The following is a 22764-nucleotide window of genomic DNA, read 5'->3' on the forward strand; positions in this document are numbered from 1 at the left end:
GTTCGACACCGATGGATATGTCGTGGTGCAGGCGCCGGATCACGTGGTGGAAAACGCGAAGCTGCTGGAAAAGGCCGGTGACGATCCGAAGAAGAAGCGGAAAATCATCCGGAAGAAGGCGCCGGAGGGGTTCGTCAACTGGACCGAGAGCACGTTCGACCGGCTGATCGCCTCGCAGCCGGAGCCGCTGACGTCGAGTTTCCGGGTCAGCCACTCGATGCTGTTGAACGTGATTTCGCGGCCGGGTAACGCTTTTCTGCATATGCGGCATCTGCTGGAGGACAATCACGAAGACCGGCCGGCGCAGCGCAAGCACATCCTGCGCGCGATCGCGATCTACCGCGCACTGCTCGCGGCGGGTGTGGTGGAGAAGCTCGACGAGCCCGACGAGGAGGGCAGGACCGTCCGGCTCACGGTGGATCTGCAGTTCGATTTCGCTTTGAACCAGCCACTTTCCCCGTTCGCACTGGCCGCGATCGACTTGCTGGATGTGGAGTCGCCGTCGTACCCGCTGGATGTCGTCTCGGTGATAGAGTCCACAGTGGACGATCCCCGCGCGGTATTGTCGCAGCAGTTGTTCAAGGCGCGCGGTGAAGCTGTCGCGGCGATGAAGGCCGAGGGGATGGAATACGTCGAGCGGATGGCTCTGCTCGACGAGGTAAGCTACCCGAAGCCGTTGGAGGAGCTGCTGAACGCGGCTTACGAGACTTACCGTCGGGGCCATCCCTGGGTGGCGGATTATCAGTTGTCGCCGAAGGCTGTCGTGCGGGACATGTACGAGCGGGCGATGAACTTCGTTGAGTACGTGAACTTTTACTCGCTCGCCCGGTCGGAAGGCTTGGTGCTGCGCTACCTTGCGGATGGCTACGATGCGCTGCGCCACACCGTGCCGGATGAGGCGAAAACCGAGCCGCTGCAGGATTTGATCGCGTGGCTGGGAGAATTGGTGCGGCAGGTGGACTCGAGTCTGCTGGATGAATGGGAGGCCCTGCGGCACCCTGGTGATGCCTCGGCCCATGCGCCTTCGCTGCCGGAGGGGCCGCCGCCGGTGACCAGGAACGAGCGGGCTTTCCGGGTACTGGTGCGCAATGAGCTGTTCAGGCGCGTCGAACTGGCGGCACGGCGGGCGTACGAAGAACTCGGCGCCCTCGATGGCGATGACGGCTGGGACGCGGTCGAATGGGAGGCCGCGCTGGAAGAATATTTCGAGGAGCACGGCGACCTGGGCACGGGCCCGGACGCACGCGGCCCAGCGCTGTTGATCATCGAGAAGGAGCCGGAAATCTGGCGCGTGCGGCAAATCTTCGACGATCCGGCGGGTGACCACGACTGGGGCATCAGCGCGGAGGTCGACCTCGCGGCGTCCGATGAGGTGGGCGCAGCAGTCGTCCGCATCACGGCGGTGGACCAGCTGTAGTGGTTTTGCCGTGGTGGGAACGATGTGATTCGGTCTTGCTCGCCGGTGACTTGGCCCGACCCAGCACGTGTCCTCGCCGGACGGGGGCCGGACGGGCTGGCTCCCGGGACGACGGGGGATGCCGGAACGGGCACCTTGGCAGGGGCTTTTCAAGCCTTCTTCCTTCGTGTTTCTAGAGGCTTTCGTCACTTGTCGCTTCGGCCGACACCGGGCTCTGCCTGGGTGTTCCCGCGTGTAGCATCCGGGCATGACCGATCTTCGCTCCCGGATTGTCGGGTGGGTGGGGCGCAAGTACATCGAGCGAAAGCAGAAGAAGGGTGTCGATCTGCTTTCCTTGTTGCCCGAGTCCACTTTGATGCCCTTGCGCCGCACCGAGTTGGACCCGGTGCCGGAGCTGGGTGAGAAGCGGGAGACGGAACCCGTCACGCGCCTCAAGTTGCCGTTCGGGCTGCGGGCGTGGCTGGTGACCGGGTACGACGAGGCCAAGGAAGTGCTCGCCGCCGTCGGCAAGTTCAGCAACGATTACACCAACCTGGTCGGCACGGCCGGAATGTCGGCGGACACCAACCCCGGCGGGCTCGGGTTCGCCGATCCGCCCGATCACACCCGGTTACGCAAGCTGCTGACGCCGGAGTTCACGATGCGCCGCCTGAGCCGCCTCACGCCGCGCATCCACGAGATCATCTCCGAACAGCTCGACACGATGGCCGCCAGCGCGGGCCCGGTCGATCTGATGCAGTCGTACGCATTGCCGATCCCATCGCTCACGATCTGTGAGCTGCTCGGCGTCTCCTACGAGGATCGCGCCGACTTCCAGCGGCTCAGCACCGTGCGGTTCGACCTGTTCGCCGGGGCCGGGGCTTCGTTCGGCGCGATCTCCGAATCGTTGACATACATGGGCGAGATCGTGAAGAAGCAGCGCGAGTCGCCTGGCGACGGCCTGCTCGGCATGCTCATCAAGGAGCACGGTGACGAGATCTCCGACATCGAGCTTGCCGGTCTCGCGGACGGAGTGCTCACCGGTGGCCTGGAAACCACGGCGAGCATGCTTGCGCTGGGCGCCATCGTCCTGCTCCGCGACCGTGAGACGTTCGACCTGGTGCGTGACGACGACGAAGCGATCAACAAGTTCGTCGAGGAACTGCTGCGTTACCTGACCGTGGTGCAGGTGGCGTTCCCGCGTTTCGCCAAGGAGGACATCGAGATCGGCGGCGCCCGTATCACCAAGGGGGACATCGTGTTCGTGTCGCTCAGCGGCGCGAACCGTGACGAGAAACTGGGCGGTGGCATGGAAACCTTCGACGCCAAGCGGGAATCCTCGTCACACCTGGCGTTCGGCTGGGGTGTGCACCGGTGCATCGGTGCGGAGCTGGCGCGCATGGAGTTGCGCGCCGCGTATCCCGCCCTGGTCCGCCGGTTCCCGGAAATGCAGCTGGCCGTCGCACCCGAGGACCTTTCCTACCGCCAGACTTCCGTCGTCTACGGCGTGGAATCCCTGCCCGTCACCCTTTGAGACGCGGGAGGCGTTCGGCGGCGGGGGTGTCGGTGATGAGTGTGGACACCAGACCCGAGCGCAGCACCGCATCGATCGCGTCGGCTTTCGGTGCGGTGTAACCGAGTGCGATCACTTCGGGCACCCGCAACAGTTCCTCGGTGCTGATCGCGAGCACGTGGTGCGCGAGACCCGTCGACATCGGTTTCCCGTCACCATCGAACAGCCGCGCCGCCACTTCCGCTTTCGCTCCGCGGGCAGCGATGGCCTGCCGTTCCTCCGGCAGCACCGCATCGTACACAGTGGACTCTCCTGGTAGCCACGCCCCGATACTGACCACGGCCTTGGTCAGATTCTTGAACTGCCCGAACGTTTCCGCGATACCCGGCTGCCGGCGCAGGATCTCCGTGGTCCGGCGATCGGGCAGCACGAGCGGTCCGTAAATCGGGTACGCATCGGCGCCGGAGGTCGCCGCGAGCCTGCTGACCGTCTCCACCGAACGGTCCCGCGTATCGATCCCTGCCTGCACCCCACACAATTGCACGACAGGACACTTCGCGAGGTTGCGCACGGCCTCGGTGGTCACGTTCACCGAGCGTGCCCACGACAACCCGAGCACGTCATTCTCCGTGACGATCTCCGAAAGCAGCCGCCCCGCCACCGCGCCGATCCGCCGCCGCACCTCCGGCCGGTCACCCTGGCTCGCGCCACGGTCGAGCACGAAACATTGGTCCAGATCGTAAGCGGTGCGCACCTCGTCGGACAGTTTCACATCGACCGGCACCGGAAGATCGAAGTCGATGCGCACCAGACCACTGTCACGCGCCCAGTCGAGGACTCGCGCCACCTTGAACCGGCTGATCCCGAACTCCTCGGCGATCTCGATCTTCGACTTGCCCGCCGCGTAGAAGCGATGCGCGATGACGGCCGAGGTCATGGTGTCCAACAGGTTCCTCTTGGTGCTCATCTGAGCAATATAGCGCGTACAAGGTTGACGCAGGTAAGACAAAAGGCCTCTAATGCACCTGCTTGCATGTGACCACAGTGTCGTGAAGCGCTCATATGAGCGCAGAAGAGGTGAGCCGGAGTGCGGGCCGCGATCGTTGACAAGCCCGGGTCGGTCCGGGTCGGTGAAGTTCCCGACCCTGTCCCTGGTGAACGTCAGGTGGTGATCAAGGTCGGCGCCACCGGGATCTGTGGTACGGACCTGCACATCGCCGACGGCCATTTCCCGCCCACCCCCTATCCGATCGTGCCGGGGCACGAGTTCGCGGGGGAGATCGTCGAGCTGGGCCCCGACGTGCCGGGCGACTGGAAGGTCGGCGACCGCGTCGCCGTGGACCCGTCGTTGTTCTGCGGCTACTGCGATCCGTGCCGCGCCGGACACGGCAACCTTTGTGAGAACTGGGCCGCCACCGGCGACACCGTCGACGGTGCCTTCGCCGAATATGTCGCGGTCCCGTCCGCGAACTGCTATCGCCTGCCCGATCACCTGAACTGGCAGGAGGGTGCGCTCGTCGAACCCGTTTCCTGTGCGGTGCATGGCGTGCGCCGCATCGGCGTAGAAGCGGGAGAGCGCTTTCTGATCGTCGGGGCCGGCACCATGGGCCTGATCATGCAGCAGCTGCTGCAACGCGCCGGTGCCCGCGTGACCATGGTGGACCGCAACGCTTCCCGCCTGCCGCGGGCAAGGGACCTCGGCGCGCATGCCGTCGCCGCCGATGTGTCCGAATTGGACGGTGAACGGTTCGACGCTTCGGTGGACTGCACCGGTGCCGCACCGGCGATGGAGGCCGCCTTCGACGCGTTACGTCGCGGTGGCCGCTTCCTGGTGTTCGGTGTCGCGCCCGCTGAGGCGCGGATAGCGCTTTCTCCCTTCCGTATCTACAACGACGAGATCACGGTGGTGGGTTCGATGGCAGTTCTGCACAGTTACGGGGCGGCGCTCAACCTGGTCGCGAACGGCGCGATCGACACCAGGGCGCTGCTCACCGACGCTCTTCCACTCGAGAGATTCCCCGACGCGCTGGAACTGATGCGCAGTGGTGCCGGTCTGAAGGTGCAGGTGCTGCCTGGAGGACTCGATGCGTAAGCGCCTTGCTTTGCTTGCCGTCGCCCTCTTGCTCACGCTGACCGGTTGCGCCGGTGCGGGAGCGCTCGGCTCGGGCGGCCGTACCCTCGTGATCGCGATCGTGTCCAACCCGCAGATGAACGACGCGATCGCGCTGTCGCACGAATTCGAGGCGAAGAACCCGGGCATCAAGCTCAAGTTCGTGTCCCTGCCGGAAAACCAGGCCCGCGCGAAGATCACCTCGTCGGTCGCCACCGGCGGCGGTGAGTTCGACGTGGTGATGATCAGCAACTACGAGACCCCGCAGTGGGCCGCGAACGGCTGGCTGGAAAACCTCCAGTCCTATGTGGATGGAACTCCGGGCTACGACCCTGGCGACTTCATCCCGAGCATCAAGGATTCCTTGTCGTACCAGGGTTCCATGTACGCGGTGCCGTTCTACGGCGAGTCTTCCTTCCTGGCCTATCGCAAGGATCTCTTCGAGAAGGCCGGGCTCACCATGCCGGCGAACCCCACCTGGCAGCAGGTCGCCGACTTCGCCGCCAAGCTGGACGACAAGAACGCCGGAATCTCGGGGATCTGTCTGCGTGGCAAGCCGGGCTGGGGCGAGAACCTCGCGCCGTTCGACACCGTCGCGAACACTTTCGGCGCCTCGTGGTTCGACCAGAACTGGAACGCGCAGCTGACCTCGCCACAGTTCAAGGCTGCCGCGAATTTCTATGTGAACCTGGTCCGTGACCACGGTGAGGTCGGCGCATCGAGCGCCGGGTTCTCCGAATGCGGCACGCGCTACGCGCAGGGCCAGGCCGCGATGTGGTACGACGCGACCGTCATGGCCGGCACCAACGAGGACCCGAGTAGCAGCAAGGTCGTCGGCAAGTCCGGGTACGTGGCCGCGCCGGTCGAGCAGACGAAGGCCAGTGGCTGGCTCTACACCTGGTCGCTCGCGATTCCCAAGGTGGCCAAGGACAAGCAGGCGTCGTGGGCCTTCCTGAACTGGATGACGAACAAGGAGTTCGTGCAGATGGTGGGCAAGGCCGACGGGTGGAACGCGGTGCCGCCCGGCTGCCGGCTGTCGACCTACCAGATTCCCGAGTATCAGCAGGCGGCACAGGCCTATGCCCAGCCGACCCTGGACAGCATCGACGCGGCGCGCTCGGAGAACGTACACGCGAAACCCGTGCCCTACAGCGGAATCCAGTTCGTCGGCATTCCCGAGTTCCAGGATCTCGGTACCAGGGTGAGCCAGGAGCTGTCCGCGGCGATCGCCGGTCAGCTCAGTGTGGACGAAGCACTCGAGCAGTCCCAGCAGTACGCGCAAACCGTCGGCGATTCCTATCGGGAGACGAAATGACTGCGGTCGCGCCTTCACTCCAAACAGGACAGACAACCAGCACCAGAACCGCGACGAAGGCAACGGGGTCGGCGTGGGCCCGGCGGGCGCCGCTGTTGCCCGCGCTGCTGTTCACCATCGTGGTGACGCAGATTCCCTTTGTGGTCACGGTGATCTACTCGTTCCAGTCCTGGAACCTGGTCAGGCCGGGTTCGCAGCACTTCGTCGGACTGCGCAACTACGTCGATGTGTTCACCGACAGCCAGTTCCGCACGGCGTTGATCAACACGGTGGTCCTCACCGTGGTCTGTGTGCTGATCGCGTTGCTGCTCGGCCTCGGTCTGGCCCTGTTGCTGGACCGAAAGTTCGTCGGCCGTGGGTTTGTCCGGACGCTGCTGATCACGCCGTTCCTCATCCTGCCCGCGGCGGGCGCGTTGCTGTGGAAGACCACGATGTTCGACCCGACCTACGGGTTGCTGAACTTCGTGTTCGGCGGTGGCACCGACTGGCTTTCGGAGTTCCCGCTGGGATCGGTGATGACACAGGTCATCTGGCAATGGACGCCGTTCATGATGTTGCTGCTGCTCGCCGGTCTGCAGAGTCAGCCGAAGGACGTGCTGGAGGCGGCGTCCGTCGACGGCGCGGGCCGGTGGCGCACGTTCGCGTCGATCACGTTGCCGCACCTGTCCCGTTACATCCAGCTGTCGGTACTGCTCGGCGCGATCTACATCGTGAACAGTTTCGACGCGATTTTCCTGATGACACAAGGAGGTCCGGGCACCGCGAGCACTAACCTGCCGTACTACATCTACCAGCGTGCGTTCCAGGGCTTCGACGTCGGCCAGTCCTCGGCGATGGGCGTGGTTGTGGTGATCATGACGCTGATCGTGGCGACTTTCGCGCTGCGCTTGATGTTCCGCTCCTTTGACGTAAGCGGTAGGAAGTGATCAGGGCATGAGGCATCGAAAAGGGACCAGTGAGCGCGCGTGCCGAAGGTACGCGAACGCGGATGCGGGTCGCGCGTCCAGCGGACGTGGCGCTGCCGATCGAAAGTGCGACCCGTACACGCGTTCGTCGTTCGCGCGCCGGCCGAACCAGCACAGGGGTGTGTGAAATGGCCACACAGGTACAGCGCCAGGTGGGGCGCGCTTCGCTGACGGTGGCCACCTGGGTCATCGCGATCCTGTTCGTGTTCCCGCTGCTGTGGATGATCCTGACCTCGTTCAAACAGGAGGCCGACGCCTACACCGATCCTCCACGGCTGGCGTTCACCCCCACGCTGAGCCAATTCGCGAACATCATCGACCGCGGTTTCCTGCCATATCTGGGGAATTCCGCGTTCGTGACGATCGTGTCGACGCTGATCGTGCTCCTGGTCGGCGTGCCCGCGGCGTATGCGCTTTCACTGGCGCCGGTGCCGAAGACGAGCAACGTGCTCGGATTCTTCTTGTCCACCAAGATGTTGCCGATTGTCGCGGCGATCATCCCGCTGTACGTGATCTCGCAGCGGACGCAGTTGCTGGACAACGTGTGGGCACTGGTCATCCTCTACACGGCGATGAACCTGCCGCTGGCGATCTGGATGATGCGCTCGTTCTTCCTCGAGGTGCCGACGGAGATCATCGAGGCGGGCCGGGTCGACGGCGCGAAACTGCCGTTGCTGCTGTCCAGGGTGATCCTGCCGGTGGTCGCGCCCGGCATCGCGGCGACCGCGCTGATCTGCGTCATCTTCTCGTGGACGGAGTTCTTCTACGCGGTCAACCTGACGGCCGCGCGAGCCGGCACGGTCCCGGTGTTCCTCGTCGGGTTCATCACCAGCGAGGGCCTGTACTGGGCGCAGCTGTCCGCGGCCGCGTTGCTCGCATCGCTGCCCGTGATGATCGTCGGCTGGATCGCGCAGAAGAACCTGGTGCGCGGCCTTTCGATGGGTGCGGTCAAGTAAGTCAACGACTGTCCAAAGGGGACCCCGGGTAGCCCGAGGTCCCCTTTGGACGTTCATTCCTCGATCGTCAGCGCCATACTGGGGCAGATCTGCACGGCTTCGCGCGCCTTCTGCTCGTCAGCGGGCTGTTCGTTGAGCAGGATGACGACGCCGTCATCCTCGCTCTGGTCGAACGTGGCCGGATCGGTCAGCACGCACTGGCCGGCGCCCACGCAGACATCTTTGTCGGCGACAATTCGCATGGCTTTCCTCTACCAGGTGACGGGCAGTTCGTACATACCGTAGATGAGACCGTCGTCCTTGTACTTCAATTCGTCGGACGGTACGGCGATTTTCAGGTCAGGGATCCGGCGGAAGAGGGTCTCGAACACGATTTGCAGTTCCATCCGTGCCAGGTTCTGACCGAGGCACTGGTGTGCGCCGAAACCGAACGCGATGTGGTGCCGCGCGCCGCGGTCGATATCGAACTCCTCGGGCCGTTCGAACGCCTCCGGGTCCCGGTTGGCCGCGTTGCTCAGGCTGAACACGGGGCTGCCCTTGGGGATCAGCACACCGCCGAGTTCCACGTCCTCGACGGTGACGCGCGAGTTCGCGAACTCCGCGATCGTGTAGAAGCGCAGCATTTCCTCGACCGCGTTCGGAATCTTCTCGGGATCGTCGCGGATCGCCGCAAGCGATTCCGGGTGGTCGAGCAGCGTCACGGTGCCGAGCGAGATCATGTTCGCTGTCGTCTCGTGCCCGGCGAGGAGCAGCAGGAATGCCAGCCCGACCAGATCCTCGTGACTGTCGCCCTTCGCCACCTGGCGGCCGAGCAGGTCGTCGCTGGGCTCCCGTTCCTTGCGGGACACCAGTTCGTCCAGGTATTGGACCAATTCCGAGGTGGCCTGCGACCGCTCCTCTTGCGGAATGGTCTGGCGCAGCATCGTCGCCGTGCGCGATTGGAAGAACTCATGGTCGGAGTAGGGCACGCCGAGCAGTTCGCAGATCACCAGGGAGGGCACAGGCAGCGAGAGCGCGGGCACGAGGTCCACCGGTTTCGGGCCGGCGAGCATGGCGTCGATGTGGTCGTCGACGATTTGCTGGATCCGCGGGCGCAATGCGGCCATTCGCTTCACGGTGAACTCACCGACCACGGCCCGGCGTGCCGGACCGTGCCGGGGTGGGTCCATCGAAATCAGCGACAGCGGGACCAGTTCGCGGGAAACGACCGGCCTCAGTGTCGGGTAGTTGGGGTTTTTCCGGTTGGAGCTGAACCGCGGGTCGGTCAGCATCGACCGGATGAGGTCGTGCCGCGCCACAGCCCAGGCTTCCCTCCCGTCGGGCAGCAAGATGCGGGAGACCGGCTCTTCCTCGCGCAGCTGGGTGTGCGCTTCCGGCGGCGCGTAGGGACAGCTCCTGGTCATGGGAAGCGGCGAGACAGTAGTCATGGTTCCACCCCAAAATCCGTACTCTGAGTATGCGGACGAACACCTTCCACTTCAATGCCCACGGTACCGAAGTGGAGGATTTTCGTCCACCTAGCCTGGGATGCGACAATCAGGGCATGACCGCCGATGTCGAGGTACGTCTCCGAGCCGACGCGCGGCGTAACCGTGACCAGATCATCGCGGCGGCGAAGGTGATGTTCACCGAAGACGGCCCCGAGGTGCCGATGGAGGAGATCGCCCGCCGCGCTGGTGTTGGTGTCGGCACGCTGTACCGGCGTTTCCCGGATCGGGAGGCGTTGATCCGTGCCGTCGCACAAAGCAACTTCGCCGACGTGCTCGCCGATGCCAAGGCCGCCGAGACGGAGGAACCGACGGCCTGGGATGCGTTCGTCCGGTTGGTCGGCCGGTCCCTCGCTCTGCGGCTGACCTTACAGTTCCCCCTGTGGTCGCTGGGCATGTGGGAGGCCATGCGCGACGATCTGGAGATCACCCGCTTCCGCGACGAGATCTTGGCGATCTTGGATCGGATCGTGGTGTCGGCGCAGCAGGAAGGCGCGCTGCGGCCCGATGTCGGCTCCGGTGACGTCGCGGTGCTCGTTTCCTTGCTGCTGAGGCGAATGCCGGTGCCTACGGACCGGGTGGCCATGATGACCGACCGGATACTGGCGCTGCTGTTCGACGGCTTGCGCGCCCAGCCCGGCGGGCTGCCCGGCCAGCCGATCACCCCCTCCGACCTCGGCAAGGACTGAAGGCGAGTCGCTCAGTCGCCCATCGGGTGCCAGACGGTTTTCGCCTCGAGGTAGCGGCGCAGCCGTGTGATGTCGGGCCGGCGCGTCCAGTCCGGTTCCTCGGCCGGCACCGCCAGCACACGTTTCACCGTCCCGGCCGCTTCGCGTGCCAACGCGGCGCGGTCGTCGGCACCGGTCGGGTCGAGTGCGTTGACGTCGCCGTGGGAAGCCAGCCACGGGCCCAGCTCCGCCGCCCGCCCGGTCAGGATGTTCGCCACTCCGCCCGGCAGGTCCGACGTCGCGAGCACCTCGGACAACGTGATCGCCGGCAGTGGTCGCGTTTCGCTGCTCACCACCACCGCGGTGCACCCGGTCGCGAGCACCGGCGCGAGCACGCTCACCAAGCCCAGCAACGACGACCGCTGCGGCGCGAGCACGCCGACGACACCGGTCGGTTCGGGCAAGGTGAACGAGAAGTATGGCCCCGCAACGGGATTCGCAGCGCCGAGCACGCTCGCGATCTTGTCCGTCCAGCCCGCGTACCACACCCACCTGTCGATCGCGGCGTCCACAATGGACGCGCTACGGCGACCACCCTCGGCCGCGGCGACTTCGGCGACGAACTGGTCGCGCCGGCCTTCGAGCATCTCCGCGACCCGGTACAGCACCTGCCCACGGTTGTACGCCGTCGCACCGGACCAGCCGGGGAAAGCCTTGCGTGCGGCGGAAACCGCGTCCCGAATGTCCTTTCGCGACGCCTGCGCGGCGTTGGCGAGGAACTTGCCTTTGGTGTCCTGCACCGAATAGACCCGGCCGGACTCCGAGCGCGGGAACTTTCCGCCGAGATAGAGCTTGTAGGTCTTGGCGACCGTGACCCGCTCAGACATCAAGGTATCCCTCCAGGCCGACGCGGCCACCTTCCCGGCCGAAGCCGGATTCCTGATAGCCACCGAAGGCGGCCGTCGGATCGAAGCGGTTGAACGTGTTCGCCCAGACGACGCCGGCACGCAAGCGGTTCGCGACCGACAGGATCCGCGATCCCTTGTCACTCCAGATCCCCGCCGACAGGCCATACGGCGTGTTGTTCGCCTTCGCCACTGCCTCCGCGGGGGTGCGGAACGTCAGCACCGACAGCACCGGGCCGAAAATCTCCTCGCGGGCTATCCGCATCGACTGGTGCACGTCGGAGAACACGGTGGGAGCGAAGAAGAATCCGCGCTCGGGCACCGGGCACGAACTGGTCCAGCGGTGCGCGCCCTCGGACTCTCCGGCCTCGACGAGTTCGCGGATCTTCGTCAGCTGGGCTTCGGAGTTGATCGCGCCGATGTCGGTGTTCTTGTCCAGCGGGTCACCGAGGCGCATCGTGGACACGCGGTAACGCAGCTTGTCCAGCACATCGTCCACAATGGACTCCTGGACGAGCAGCCGGGATCCCGCGCAGCACACGTGGCCCTGGTTGAAGAAGATCCCGTTCACGATGCCCTCGACGGCCTGGTCGAGCGGGGCGTCGTCGAAGACGATGTTCGCCGCCTTGCCGCCCAGTTCGAGGGTCAGCCGCTTGGGCGTCCCCGCGACTTCGCGCTGGATCAGCTTGCCGACCTCGGTGGAGCCGGTGAAGGCGATCTTGTCGATATCGTTGTGCCGCACCAGTAATTGCCCGACGTCACCGGCACCGGGCAGGATGTTCACCACGCCAGGCGGCAGCTCGGCCTGCTGGCAGATCTCGGCGAACACCAGCGCGGTCAACGGGGTCGTCTCCGCCGGCTTGAGCACCACGGTGTTGCCGGTCGCGAGCGCCGGCGCGATCTTCCACGCCAGCATCAGCAACGGAAAGTTCCACGGGATGATCTGCCCGGCCACGCCCAGCGGTTTCGGGTCGGGCCCGAACCCGGCATAGTCCAGCTTGTCCGCCCAGCCCGCGTGGTAGAAGAAATGCGCGGCGACGGTCGGCAGGTCCGAGTCGCGGGATTCCTTGATGGGCTTACCGTTGTCGAGGGTTTCCAGCACGGCGAGCTCGCGCGAGCGTTCCTGGATCAGGCGTGCGATGCGGAACAGGTACTTCGCCCGTTCGGCACCCGGCATCGGGCCCCAGGTCTTTTCGTACGCCCGCCGTGCCGCCTTCACCGCGGTGTCCACATCGGACGGTGACGCGGTGCCGACCTCCGCGAGCACCTCCTCGGTGGCGGGGTTGATCGTCTTCAGTGGTTCGCCCGAGCCGTCGACGAACTCGCCGTTCACGAACGGCCGGTACGCCGGCTTGAGATTCGCCAGCTCACGCGACTCCGGCGCGGGCGCGTAGTCGAAGACAGCCACTAGTCCACCGTCACGTAGTCAGGGCCACTGTAGTGACCGTCGAGCTGGGTGCGCCGCTGCAGAATCAGGTCGTTGAGCAGGCTCGACGCGCCGAACCGGAACAGCTTCGGGGTCAGCCACTGCTCGCCGGCGACCTCGTGCACGGCGACGAGGTACCGGATCGCGTCCTTCGTCGTGCGGATCCCGCCCGCCGGTTTCAGGCCGCGCAGCTCGCCGGTCGTGGTGAACCAGTCGCGCACGGCCTGGAGCATCACGTGCGTCACCGGCAGCGTCGCGGCGGGGGAGACCTTGCCGGTGGAGGTCTTGATGAAATCGCCGCCCGCCAGCAGCGCGAGCCAGGACGCGCGGCGCACGTTGTCGTACGTGGCGAGCTCACCGGTTTCGAGGATGACTTTCAGATGTGCGTCGCCACAAGCGTTCTTGACCACCTGGATCTCCTCGAACACCTGCCCGTACCGGCCTTCGAGGAACGCGCCACGGTCGATCACCATGTCCACTTCGGACGCGCCGGACTCGACGGCCAGCGCGACGTCGGCGAGTTTCGCCGTGCGGTTCGACCGGCCGGACGGGAACGCCGTCGCGACGCTGGCCACGCCGATCCCGGTGCCCTTGAGGTTCTCCACGGCCGTGGCCGCGAGGTCGGGATAGACGCAGACCGCGGCGACCTGCGGGGTGTCGGGATGATCGGGATCGGGGCGCTTCGCCTTGGCGGTGAGCGCGCGGACCTTGCCGTGCGTGTCGGCGCCTTCGAGAGTGGTCAGGTCCACCATCGAGATCGCGGTGTCGATGGCCAGGAGTTTCGCGGCCTTTTTGATGCTGCGCGTGGCAAGCGAGGCGGCGCGGGCTTCGACACCGACCTGGTCCACACCGGGCAGGCCGTGCAGGAACCGGCGCAGGCTTGCGTCGTCGCGGGTCGCGTCGTCGAGCCCCGGCGGGAGAGTGGGTGTGCTCACGCCCCGATGGTAGGGGGTTTCCGGGGCTTGCGGATGACGTTCACACCGCCCCAGAACGCGAACCCGGTCACCCGCACGACCGGCGCGCCCGGCGGCGGCACGGCACTGGCGCGGTCCTCGGTGTCGAAGGCGCCCATGAAGCCGACACCGTTGACCTCGATCAGGACGTCGTCGGGCACGGTGATCTCGATCCCGCCCATGATCGCGACCGCCGTGATGGTCGACTCGCGCTCGGCGAAGCGCGCGTTGCGCAGGTCGATCTCGACGCCGCCCCAGAACGCCACGCTGGTGTGCTGCGGCGGGACGACCCAGCTGCCCTTGCGGCTCGCGCCGGACATGACGGCGATGGAGGCCGCCGAGCCGGGCGTGCCCCCGATCCGGTTGTCCAGCGCGCGCGAACGGGCCGGTTCCACCGCCGCGGCGGGCGAGACGTCCGGCAGGTCCGAGACCGGCGGTTCGAGCTCTTCCAGCGTTTTCGCGGCGTACACCGTGTCGAGCCGTTGTTCCAGCTCCTCCACGTTGATCCGGCCCTCGGACAGGGCGTTGTGCAGGATCTGCGCGACCCGCTCGCGGTCGGCGTTGGAAGCTCGCATCGGTGGCCGGTCAGGCGTCTGCTCCGTCACAGTTCGGAGCGTAACGGTTGACGGCCGTGGACCGCGTAGTCTCTGGGCACATGGACACGCTCGTCGTCGATCATCCGCTGGCCAAGGACCGGCTGTCGACCATGCGGGACGCCCGCACCGACAGCGCGGCGTTCCGCGCGGCGCTGCATGAGCTGACGGTCATGCTGATCTACGAAGCCACCCGCGAAGCACCGGTGAAGGCCGAGCGCATCCACACGCCAGTCGCCAGAACGCAGGGTTACCGGCTGGCCAACCCGCCCCTGCTGGTGCCGGTGCTGCGCGCCGGCCTCGGCATGGCCGACCAGGCGCACAAGCTGATCCCGGACGCGCAGATGGGATTCGTCGGACTGGCCCGTGACGAGGAGACCCTGCAACCGACGCCGTACATGGAGTCGCTGCCGGAAAGTCTCGCGGACCGCCCGGTGTTCGTGCTGGACCCGATGCTCGCCACCGGCGGATCGATGGCCTACACGATCCGGCTGCTCACCGAGCGCGGGGCCACCGACGTGACGGCGATCTGCGCGCTGGCCGCCCCGGAGGGACTCAAGCACCTGGAGGAATCCGGGCTGCCGGTCCGCGTGGTGACGGCGAGTATCGACGAACGCCTGAACGACTCGGGTTTCATCGTGCCCGGCCTCGGCGATGCGGGGGACCGGCAGTACGGCGCCCGCTGAGCGTCACTGGAAAACCGCGATCGGGTCGAATCGCAGCGCGCCGTCGTCCCAGCTCTGCACATGCCCGAAACAGCGCGCCTGGAACGTGCCGACGGGCACTGTCCGGCGAAGCCATTTCGTCGCGCAGGCCACCGTGACGTTCGCCTGCTCGCCGTTGCCGAAGGGGCCGGCGAAGATGGTGCGTTCGTCGTCCTTGGCGACTTCCCGGAACTTTCCCTTCACCGAGACCAGCGCCCGCAGGTTGAACTGGGACAGCCGCACGGTGTCCCCACCCGTCACCTCCCGGCCCACCGCCCTGGTCAGCGCGGTGCCCGCGCCGATCTCCTGGTCGACGAGGTCGGCGTAGACGATGCCGTGGGCACGTTCGAGCACACTCAGCATCATGCCGATGACCGTGATCGGCTCCTCTTCCTCGATGTATCTCTTGAACACCTCACGGTCCACGGACCGCTTGGCCCCGGCACCCACCCCGAAAACCTTGGCGCTGAAACTGGCGTCACCCTTGGTCTTCACGCGATCCTCGACCTCACGCCGCAGCGCGGACTTGTAGTTGCCCTGCAGGTAGATCCCCATGATGGCGTCGTCATCGAGGTACAGGGTGATCCCCGCGTCCGGACCCTCTTTCCACAGCCCGGAAAGCCAGCGATGCCTGCGCCAGCTCAACAGTACGATCAGCGCCGCGGCCACCAGCGCGACCGCGGTGATCCACCAGACGACCGTCCACGGCCCCCATACCTTCCACCACACGCTATCGGCAGCCACGGATCTCCTTGAAGGCGTCGAGAAGGGACGTAGCATTCGCGTCGACCATGCGCCCGCCCGTGGCGCGCGCGGCGCGATCGAGCTCCGCCGCGTTCGCCTCGCCGAACCGGATGGTGAACGTCGGCACCCCGGCGGGCCGCGGCCGGCGCAGGAAATCGTCGAGGCTCATCCCGGAATTGCTTTCCCCGTCCGTCATCAGCACGATCGACACCGCCTGCTGCGCATTCCGGGCCGCCTCCTGATATGCATGGTCCACTGTGGACCAAATCGCGGTTTCGGAGTCGAAATCGTCGGCGGCCACGAAATCCCGCATCGCGTCCAGGTCCTGCTCGCCGCTGATGGTGTAGGTCTGTTCCCCGAGCACTCGCCCGCCGAACCGGATGACGGTGAACTTCTCGTCCCGGTAGAACCGGAGGAACTTCCCTCCGGATGAGTCGTCCGCTCCGCTGAGTCCCGCGATCGCTGAGCGCAGCGCGGAAATCCGCGAGCCCTTCATCGAACCGGAGAAGTCCAGCAGGAAATAGACCTGGTCGGGTTTCCTGAGCTTGGGATCCGCGTAGTCGGCGAGCAGTTTGTCGACGACCTGCCGCTGGTCGGGAAAATACAGCGCGTTCCCCGCGGATTCGGTCAGCCGCGGGTCACGCGGCACGCTGGTGTCCACCGGCCGCCGCAGCGTCTGCTGCATGATCTTCTGCTGGGTGGAGTCCTGTTTCAGCCAGCCGACGATCTTGTCGTAGTTCGCCCGCTGCACCGGATTGAGCAGCAGCAGCGGGTACTCGGACATGACCATCCCGTCCGCCGGGTACAGAATTTCGAGCGGCTCACGCAGTTTTCCGCTGCTGTTGAGGGAAAGTAAAACCGACTCGTAGCCGATCAACGCGTCGGTGTCGTCCTGGTGCGCGACATAGGCGTCCGTCAACTCGCCCGAGGTGCCGGCGGTGAGCGTCTGCCCGGTGAACAGCCCGCGGACCCGATCACACGTGACGTCCCCGAGCCGCAGCGCACCGCCCGTGCCGGCGGCTGCGGTTGCCACGCCGATGAGCGCGGAGAGGCCGCTGTTCGACTGTCTCGGATCCGCCATGCCGAACCGCAACAGGCCGGCGGCCGCACGGTCGGCGATGTCCGCCCAGCTGAGCCGGCCGTCCGGGGCGGTCTGACGCAACAGCTTCGCCACTTGCGGCTTGACCCCGATCACGACGGGGGTGCGCATCGTGTTGGTGGACAACGGTTGTGCGCCACCGGATTCCCGCAGTTTCAACTGGAAGTACCGGTCGGATGACAGCCAGGCAAGGTCGTGGTGGTAGTCACCGGGCGTCAGTGTGTTGCCGGCGTCCGCCGGTCCGCCGTAGTCGAGGGAAAGCGTGATTCCCGTGTCCCGCCGCAAATCCTCGAGCAGTGGTTGCATGTCGGCGAGCTCCGGACTGGCGAGCACGCGGAGTGTCATCGCCCGGGATTCGCCCGTGGTGCAGGCGCTCGCGGTGACCAGCAGCAGGCACAGCACCAGGATTCCCATGCCACGCCGGCGGATCACGAGCAGCCGCCGACCGACTTGATCATCCGCTCGAGCAGATCCAGCCCCGGCAGGTAGGTCTTGGTGTCGTTGCCCGCGAACGACGGCGGCTGGACGCCTTGCTGCTGCAGGAACTGGCCGAGCTGGCCGCTCGCCGTCGCACCGCTCTCGTCGAGCACGCGGAAGCCGAGTTCCATCGCCCGGCGCCGCAGATCCGGGTCACGCGTGATGAGCTCGCCGAGCTGGTCCGCCCGCGGGTTGAGCGCCAGAAACTGGGGCTGCGTCTCGAATCTCGCCTCGGGATAGAGCAGCACGCGATCGTTGTCCGGCCGGCCTGACCGGGCCCGGTATTGAACCTGATAAGCGAGGTACTGGTGCTCGTAGACGACGACGATCGGAGCCGAGCCGCGGCCTTCCGGCGTGACGTAGGGCGCGAACAGGTCCGCCCCCGGCAGCCCCTGGCCGGTGAGGATCGGCTTGATACTCGCGGCAAGGCTGTCCGCTTCCGCTTCGGTCTGCGGAACGCTGTGGTTGTTCTGGATGAACGCGATGACGCCGAGGTAGGTGCCCGCCGAGTTGGAGGTGCAGACATCCGGGGACTGCGCGAGGATCTTGTTCCCGTTCGCGATGCCGTGCCGGTCGATCAACAGGTCCCGCCAGGTCACCTGCCGTTGCATGGCATCGATGAACCGCTCGGTGTTCAACGTGTAGTACAGCGTGCCGGCATTGCCTTGCGGCGCCGCGATTCCCGCGTCGACCAACGTATCGGCGTATTCGCGATACGTCGCCAGCACCAGCGGGGTGATGAACGGACGATAGACGCGGACCGCGTTCGGCCGCGCCTTCACGATCAGATCCGCGGCCGGCTGGCCCGAAGGCATCACGAAGTCGTACTGGTCGACGTCGTGGACGGCGATTTCGCGGGAGCCGGTCTGAGTCAGGTGCACGCGGATGTGATGCCGCATGAGCATCTGCTGGACCTGCTCGTCTTCGAAGAACTCGGCCTTGGAGGCGATCTTGCCTTCCAGCGTGATCACCGGCTCGAACGGCAGCGTGGTGTGACCGGCGACGAGTAGCGACACCAGCCCGGCGATCGCGAGGAAAGCCGTCGGGGTGAACGAGAAGAGGAAACCGCGCCGCCGGAAGAAGCTCGGGCGGCGCAGTACGGTGAGTGAAGGTTCCGCCATGGTCACACTGTCGGTGGCCACCGACGCCTCCCCAGGATGACTTCGGTCCGGTGACGCTTCACCGTCCCAGTCGAGTCGAGCCGGTTGGATGTTACACGCGGCGCAGGATTGACTACTACGCCTGCCAGCCGCGGACCTGGGCACGCAGCGCTTGCTCGTACGCGGCGCCGACCTCGACTTTCAGTGGCAGATTTCCGTTGAGCTCCAAGGAAACCATCCCGTGCGCGACACCCCAGCAGCTCACCGCGATCGTTTCCGGTGCCACTTTCCGGAACTGCCCGCGCGAAATGCCGTCGCGCACGGTGTCCACCAGCGGCGACAGGGCGGCGCGGCCCAGCTCGTTCGCCTCCGCGCTCGGCTCGAATCCGGGCACCGCCTTGGTGAACATGACCGCGTACAGGTTCGGGTCCGCGAGCGCGCTTTGCCGGTACGCCAACCCGAGTTGCACCACATCTTCGACCGCATCGCCGGTGCCGGGCACCGCCCGTATCCGCGCGCCGAACCGCCGGAATCCTTCCGTGTACAGCGCGTTGACCAGATCCGGCTTGCCCCCGAACAGCGAGTAAACGGCGGTCGTCGAGGTACCCGCGTCCGCGGCCAGCTTGCGCAGGCTGAGTGCCTTCGCGCCTTCTTCTGCCAGCAGCTCACCGGCACAGACGAGCAGGCGTTGGCGCAGCGCCTCGTCGTGTGTTCGGGGGCGAGCCATGTCCGCAGGGTATCGCAACAGTGTTATCAAACCTGGCCGTGGTTGACCTGGAGTGCACTCCAGGTCGTAGTGTCGGTATCCATGAGCTACTCGATAGCGGAAGCTGCCCGCCGGAGTGGGCTCTCGATCGACACGCTCCGGTACTACGAGCGCATCAACCTGCTCGAGCCGCCGGCGCGCGACGCGGCGGGCCGGCGGGCCTACTCGGACGACGATCTGGACTGGCTCGTATTCCTCACCCGTCTGCGTGCCACCGGCATGTCCATCAAGCTGATGCGTGAGTACGCCCAGTTGCGGCGGCGCAGCGAGGCGAATGCCCCGCGCCTGATGGGAATCCTGGTCGAGCAACGGGACTCCGTCCGCGCCAGGATCGCCGAACTCCAGTCCTGTTTGGACGTTCTCGACTACAAGATCGACAGGTACGACGAGGTCTGCCGCGTGCAGGCCGCGACGAAGATGGAGGAGATGTCCGCGTGACCCCGGCACGGAAGCTCGGCTCGCTCGAAGTCGGCGCACAAGGCCTCGGCTGCATGGGCATGAGCCATGCCTACGGCGGGCGGGGCAACGACGACGAGTCGATCGCGACCATTCACCGCGCGCTCGAACTCGGTGTCACGCTCATCGACACCGCGAACGTCTACGGCAACGGTGCCAACGAACAGCTCGTCGGCCGTGCCATCGCGGACCGCAGGGACAATGTGGTGCTGGCGACCAAGTTCGGCATCGGGTCCGGCCACTCCGTCCGCGGTGATGCCGCGTACGTCAAGCAGTGCTGTGAAGAGTCGTTGCGCCGCCTCGGTGTCGACCACATTGACCTCTATTACCAGCATCGCGTGGACCCGGACCGGATCGAGGAGACGTGGGGTGCGCTGTCCGAACTCGTCGCCGAAGGAAAGGTCCGCTACCTCGGGATCTCGGAGGCGTCCGCGGCGAGCATCCGCCGCGCGCATGCCGTCCACCCGGTGACGGCGCTGCAGAGCGAGTGGAGCCTGTGGACGCGCGGTATCGAGGACGAGATCGTGCCGGTCTGCCGCGAGCTGGGTATCGGGATCGTGCCGTTTTCCCCGTTGGGCCGCGGTTTCCTGACCGGCGCGGTGACGTCGGTGCGTGACCTGACCGCCGACGACATGCGTCGCACCCTGCCGCGGTTCGCCGAAGGCAATCTCGACCGGAACCTCGCGATCGTCGACGCGCTCCGCGAGCTGGCCGGGGAAAAGGACGTGACCGTCGGGCAGCTCGCCCTCGCCTGGGTGCAGCACAAGGGACCCGACGTCGTCCCGATCCCCGGCACCAAGCGCCGCACGTACCTCGAAGAGAACGTCGCCGCCGCCACCCTGGAACTGTCCACAGAGGACATAGCGCGGATCGAGTCGGCGGCCCCGGAAACCGCCGTCGCGGGCGAGCGCTACCCGGCGGCCCTCAGCCGCACCACGAACCGTTAACCCAGCAGTTCCGCCACCGAGCTCGCGGCCTCGGACAACGCGACCACGCGTTGCTCCCGGGTCGCGAGCGAGCGCACGGTGACGTTCCCCGCGTCCCAGTCCTCCTGACCGACGATGACCACCGCCCGCGCCCCGGCCTTGTCGGCACGGCTCAGCTCCTTGCCGAGCTTGCGCAGTTCGATCGGCGTGGACGTGCGCAGCCCGGCGTTCCGCAGTTCCGTCGCGACCTTGCGCGCCGCCCCGCCGAGCTCCTCGGCCACCGGGATCACCACGACATCGACCTCGCTGCGCGGCTGCGGCGTCAGTCCGTGCGTGCCGAGGAAGTCCATCAGCGTCACGTCGCCCATGCCGAACCCGATGCCTGGGATCTGCTGCGCTGTGAACAACCCCGCGAGGTCGCTGTAGCGGCCACCGCCGAACAACGCACGGTTGTTCTCCGGCGAGGTGTCGAAAACCTCGAACACCGTGGACGTGTAGTAGGCCAGCCCCCGCACGATCATGGGATCGAATCGCACCAGGCTCGCCGCCTCCGACGACAGCACGCTGACCAGGTTCGACGATTCCTTGACCGCCGCGGGCAGCTCGTCGAGCAAAGCGGTCCCGGCGCCGAGCACGTCGCCGAGTTTCTCGAACTGCTTGTCGCCCAGCCCGATTTCCTCGGCCTGCTTCGCCAGCGTCTCGCGGTCGTACTTCTCCCAGCGGTCCACGAGCCCGAACACCTGGGGCAGCTGTTCCCCGGTGACCCCGACGAGATCCGTCAGCGCGCTCGAAAGCAGGTTCCGGTCGTTGGCGCGCACCACGAACATGTCCTCGGTGGCGCCGACCTCGCGCATCAGATCGTGGATCAGCTCGAAGATGTCGATCTCGCAGTTGGCGCTGTCCGAGCCGAAGATGTCCGCGTTGATCTGCCAGTGCTCTCGCACCCGGCCACGCTGGGGCCGCTCGTAGCGGTGGCAGTTGGGGTGGCTGTACCAGCGCACCGGGAACTGGAGCGAACCCGCGTTGCCGGCGATGATCCGGGCCACCGTCGGTGTCATCTCCGGCCGCAACGCGAGCCGGCGGCCGCCGCGGTCGGTCAGGGTGTACAGCTGCTGGTCGGCGATCTCCTGGCCGGACTTCTTCTCGTAGATCTCCGCGGATTCCAGGATCGGGCCGTCGTAGCGCTGGTAACCGTGGCGCTCGAGGACGTCGTAGAGATGGCCGAACACCTGCGTCCGGACGGACATCTCCGGGGGCAGGAAATCCCTGGTCCCCCGGTAGGGCGCGGTCGGCAGGTACTCGGGCACGACGATCCTCACGGTCGGAAAATGGTTGACGCTGTCACCGAGTTTATCGAGCTGGCCGACCGCGACTCCCCAGGCCGTCATGAGACTGGCCGCGCCAAGCAGGACGGCTCCGCCGGTGACATCGTCACGACATGAGCTGGGCTGCCATGGTGGCCCCCAGCTCCCAGCACGACTCGAGGTCCGCCTTGCTGGGCGTGCCCGTCACGGTGACCGTGGCGGCGGCCTGCTCCCAGCCCAGCCCCGTGGTGATCGACTCGATCCCGCGAACCGTCCCGGCGACATCACTGCCGCCATGCACGTAGTAGCCGAACGGCCTGCCGCGGGTCGCGTCGAGACATGGGTAGTAGATCTGATCGAAGAAGTGCTTGAGCGCGCCCGACATATAGCCGAGGTTGGCCGGCGTGCCGAGGACATACCCGTCGGCGCCGAGTACGTCGGACACCGTCGCGCCGAGCGCGGGCCGGCGGATGACGTCGACGCCCTCGATTTCCTCGGTCGTCGCGCCGGAAACAACGGCCTCGAACATTGCTTGCAGGTTCGGGGAGGGCGTGTGGTGCACGAGCAGCAAGGTCGCCATGGCGGCCGAACCTACCGCTTCACCCCTCGGTGACGCTCTGAGCTGGGACGATGCCGTTAAGCCACCCCCCTGTTCGGGGGGTATTCGGCGGGTGTAATCTTTTCTTCGTCGCCAGGGAGACCAGGCGGCGCAGGGCCGCGAAAGTGGCCCTGACCTTCGGGCGGAAAAATCCTCACGGGAAATAACAGTGAGAATGGTTTCTGCTTGGGGTTGCCAGAAGCAGTGGTGTGTTGTTTGAGAACTCAACAGTGTGCTAGTGAACTAAGCCAGTAGAGCTTTTGTTTTGAACCCCTTTTTGTGGGTTCCTTTGAGATTGATTTT

The 22764-nt window shown here is 66.2% G+C and carries 23 protein-coding genes; 10 read left to right on the forward strand and 13 right to left on the reverse strand.

Features of this window, described 5'->3' with window-relative positions:
- Together GKO32_RS35930 and GKO32_RS35935 are read left to right on the forward strand one after the other, a co-directional pair.
- Positions 1-1417 (forward strand): DUF3516 domain-containing protein (locus GKO32_RS35930; RefSeq protein WP_154761376.1); only part of this gene is annotated, 1417 nt, incomplete at its 5' end.
- 247 nt (positions 1418-1664) lie between these two features.
- Positions 1665-2930 (forward strand): cytochrome P450, encoded by a 1266-nt coding sequence (locus tag GKO32_RS35935; RefSeq protein ID WP_154761377.1) that lies wholly within the window; start codon positions 1665-1667, stop codon positions 2928-2930.
- Here the strand turns inward: GKO32_RS35935 and GKO32_RS35940 are convergent.
- Entirely contained in the window at positions 2920-3876 is a 957-nt protein-coding gene (locus GKO32_RS35940) for a sugar-binding transcriptional regulator (protein ID WP_208024654.1), read from the reverse strand. The two genes, GKO32_RS35935 and GKO32_RS35940, sit on opposite strands and share 11 nt — an antisense overlap.
- Positions 3877-3996: 120 nt before the next feature.
- Here GKO32_RS35940 and GKO32_RS35945 point away from each other — a divergent pair, with 120 nt between their 5' ends.
- The 4 genes from GKO32_RS35945 to GKO32_RS35960 all read left to right on the forward strand — a co-directional run bounded on the left by GKO32_RS35945 (position 3997) and on the right by GKO32_RS35960 (position 8255).
- On the forward strand, positions 3997-5001 hold the full coding sequence (locus tag GKO32_RS35945) for a zinc-dependent alcohol dehydrogenase family protein (RefSeq protein ID WP_312869174.1): 1005 nt from the start codon (positions 3997-3999) through the stop codon (positions 4999-5001).
- On the forward strand, positions 4994-6334 hold the full coding sequence (locus GKO32_RS35950; RefSeq protein ID WP_154761378.1) for an ABC transporter substrate-binding protein: 1341 nt from the start codon (positions 4994-4996) through the stop codon (positions 6332-6334). Before GKO32_RS35945 ends, GKO32_RS35950 begins: the two co-directional genes overlap by 8 nt.
- Entirely contained in the window at positions 6331-7260 is a 930-nt protein-coding gene (locus tag GKO32_RS35955) for a carbohydrate ABC transporter permease (protein ID WP_154761379.1), read from the forward strand. The genes GKO32_RS35950 and GKO32_RS35955 overlap by 4 nt, the downstream gene beginning before the upstream one ends.
- 167 nt (positions 7261-7427) lie before the next feature.
- Positions 7428-8255, forward strand: a complete 828-nt coding sequence (locus tag GKO32_RS35960; protein WP_154761380.1) for a carbohydrate ABC transporter permease — start codon at positions 7428-7430, stop codon at positions 8253-8255.
- 53 nt (positions 8256-8308) lie between these two features.
- Here the strand turns inward: GKO32_RS35960 and GKO32_RS35965 are convergent, their stop codons facing one another.
- Together GKO32_RS35965 and GKO32_RS35970 are read right to left on the reverse strand one after the other, a co-directional pair.
- On the reverse strand, positions 8309-8497 hold the full coding sequence (locus GKO32_RS35965) for a ferredoxin (protein WP_154761381.1): 189 nt from the start codon (positions 8495-8497) through the stop codon (positions 8309-8311).
- 9 nt (positions 8498-8506) lie between these two features.
- Entirely contained in the window at positions 8507-9682 is a 1176-nt protein-coding gene (locus GKO32_RS35970) for a cytochrome P450 (protein ID WP_154761382.1), read from the reverse strand.
- Positions 9683-9798: 116 nt separating this feature from the next.
- On the opposite strand from GKO32_RS35970, the gene GKO32_RS35975 reads away from it, so the two are divergent.
- The gene (locus tag GKO32_RS35975) at positions 9799-10431 is read left to right on the forward strand and encodes a TetR/AcrR family transcriptional regulator (protein WP_154761383.1); all 633 of its coding nucleotides are present in this window, start codon (positions 9799-9801) and stop codon (positions 10429-10431) included.
- Positions 10432-10442: 11 nt separating this feature from the next.
- Here GKO32_RS35975 and GKO32_RS35980 read toward each other — a convergent pair whose 3' ends face one another.
- From GKO32_RS35980 to GKO32_RS35995, 4 genes are read right to left on the reverse strand one after another with little or no spacing between them, the layout of a single operon-like run.
- Complete coding sequence (locus GKO32_RS35980) at positions 10443-11297, reverse strand: aldehyde dehydrogenase family protein (protein ID WP_154761384.1); 855 nt, start codon at positions 11295-11297, stop codon at positions 10443-10445.
- A complete protein-coding gene (locus tag GKO32_RS35985; RefSeq protein ID WP_312869175.1) occupies positions 11290-12723 on the reverse strand; it encodes an aldehyde dehydrogenase family protein in 1434 nt (477 codons plus the stop codon). The genes GKO32_RS35980 and GKO32_RS35985 overlap by 8 nt, the downstream gene beginning before the upstream one ends.
- On the reverse strand, positions 12723-13676 hold the full coding sequence (gene deoC / locus GKO32_RS35990; RefSeq protein ID WP_312869176.1) for a deoxyribose-phosphate aldolase: 954 nt from the start codon (positions 13674-13676) through the stop codon (positions 12723-12725). The genes GKO32_RS35985 and deoC overlap by 1 nt, the downstream gene beginning before the upstream one ends.
- Complete coding sequence (locus GKO32_RS35995) at positions 13673-14299, reverse strand: DUF1707 SHOCT-like domain-containing protein (protein WP_312869177.1); 627 nt, start codon at positions 14297-14299, stop codon at positions 13673-13675. The genes deoC and GKO32_RS35995 overlap by 4 nt, the downstream gene beginning before the upstream one ends.
- Before the next feature lie 50 nt (positions 14300-14349).
- Here GKO32_RS35995 and upp point away from each other — a divergent pair, with 50 nt between their 5' ends.
- The gene (gene upp, locus GKO32_RS36000; RefSeq protein WP_154761386.1) at positions 14350-14973 is read left to right on the forward strand and encodes a uracil phosphoribosyltransferase; all 624 of its coding nucleotides are present in this window, start codon (positions 14350-14352) and stop codon (positions 14971-14973) included.
- A gap of 3 nt (positions 14974-14976) precedes the next feature.
- On the opposite strand, the gene GKO32_RS36005 is transcribed toward upp, so the two are convergent.
- The 4 genes from GKO32_RS36005 to GKO32_RS36020 all read right to left on the reverse strand — a co-directional run bounded on the left by GKO32_RS36005 (position 14977) and on the right by GKO32_RS36020 (position 19138).
- The gene (locus GKO32_RS36005) at positions 14977-15735 is read right to left on the reverse strand and encodes a hypothetical protein (protein ID WP_154761387.1); all 759 of its coding nucleotides are present in this window, start codon (positions 15733-15735) and stop codon (positions 14977-14979) included.
- On the reverse strand, positions 15722-17266 hold the full coding sequence (locus GKO32_RS36010) for a vWA domain-containing protein (RefSeq protein ID WP_312869178.1): 1545 nt from the start codon (positions 17264-17266) through the stop codon (positions 15722-15724). The genes GKO32_RS36005 and GKO32_RS36010 overlap by 14 nt, the downstream gene beginning before the upstream one ends.
- Entirely contained in the window at positions 17263-18432 is a 1170-nt protein-coding gene (locus GKO32_RS36015; RefSeq protein ID WP_154761388.1) for a hypothetical protein, read from the reverse strand. The genes GKO32_RS36010 and GKO32_RS36015 overlap by 4 nt, the downstream gene beginning before the upstream one ends.
- Positions 18433-18547: 115 nt before the next feature.
- Positions 18548-19138, reverse strand: coding sequence for a TetR/AcrR family transcriptional regulator (locus tag GKO32_RS36020; protein WP_154761389.1), 591 nt, complete (start codon positions 19136-19138; stop codon positions 18548-18550).
- Positions 19139-19219: 81 nt separating this feature from the next.
- Between GKO32_RS36020 and GKO32_RS36025 the strand changes: the two genes are divergently transcribed.
- Together GKO32_RS36025 and GKO32_RS36030 are read left to right on the forward strand one after the other, a co-directional pair.
- Positions 19220-19615 (forward strand): MerR family transcriptional regulator, encoded by a 396-nt coding sequence (locus tag GKO32_RS36025; RefSeq protein ID WP_154761390.1) that lies wholly within the window; start codon positions 19220-19222, stop codon positions 19613-19615.
- A gap of 53 nt (positions 19616-19668) precedes the next feature.
- Entirely contained in the window at positions 19669-20580 is a 912-nt protein-coding gene (locus GKO32_RS36030) for an aldo/keto reductase (protein WP_154761397.1), read from the forward strand.
- Here the strand turns inward: GKO32_RS36030 and hisS are convergent.
- Positions 20577-21866, reverse strand: coding sequence for a histidine--tRNA ligase (gene hisS / locus GKO32_RS36035; protein ID WP_312869180.1), 1290 nt, complete (start codon positions 21864-21866; stop codon positions 20577-20579). The two genes, GKO32_RS36030 and hisS, sit on opposite strands and share 4 nt — an antisense overlap.
- Positions 21867-21990: 124 nt before the next feature.
- Positions 21991-22443 (reverse strand): flavodoxin family protein, encoded by a 453-nt coding sequence (locus tag GKO32_RS36040; protein ID WP_154761392.1) that lies wholly within the window; start codon positions 22441-22443, stop codon positions 21991-21993.
- Between the last annotated feature and the right edge of the window lie 321 nt (positions 22444-22764).

Origin of the sequence: Amycolatopsis pithecellobii, assembly GCF_009707865.1 — a bacterium.
In the GTDB taxonomy this organism is placed as follows: Bacteria; Actinomycetota; Actinomycetes; order Mycobacteriales; family Pseudonocardiaceae; genus Amycolatopsis_E; species Amycolatopsis_E pithecellobii.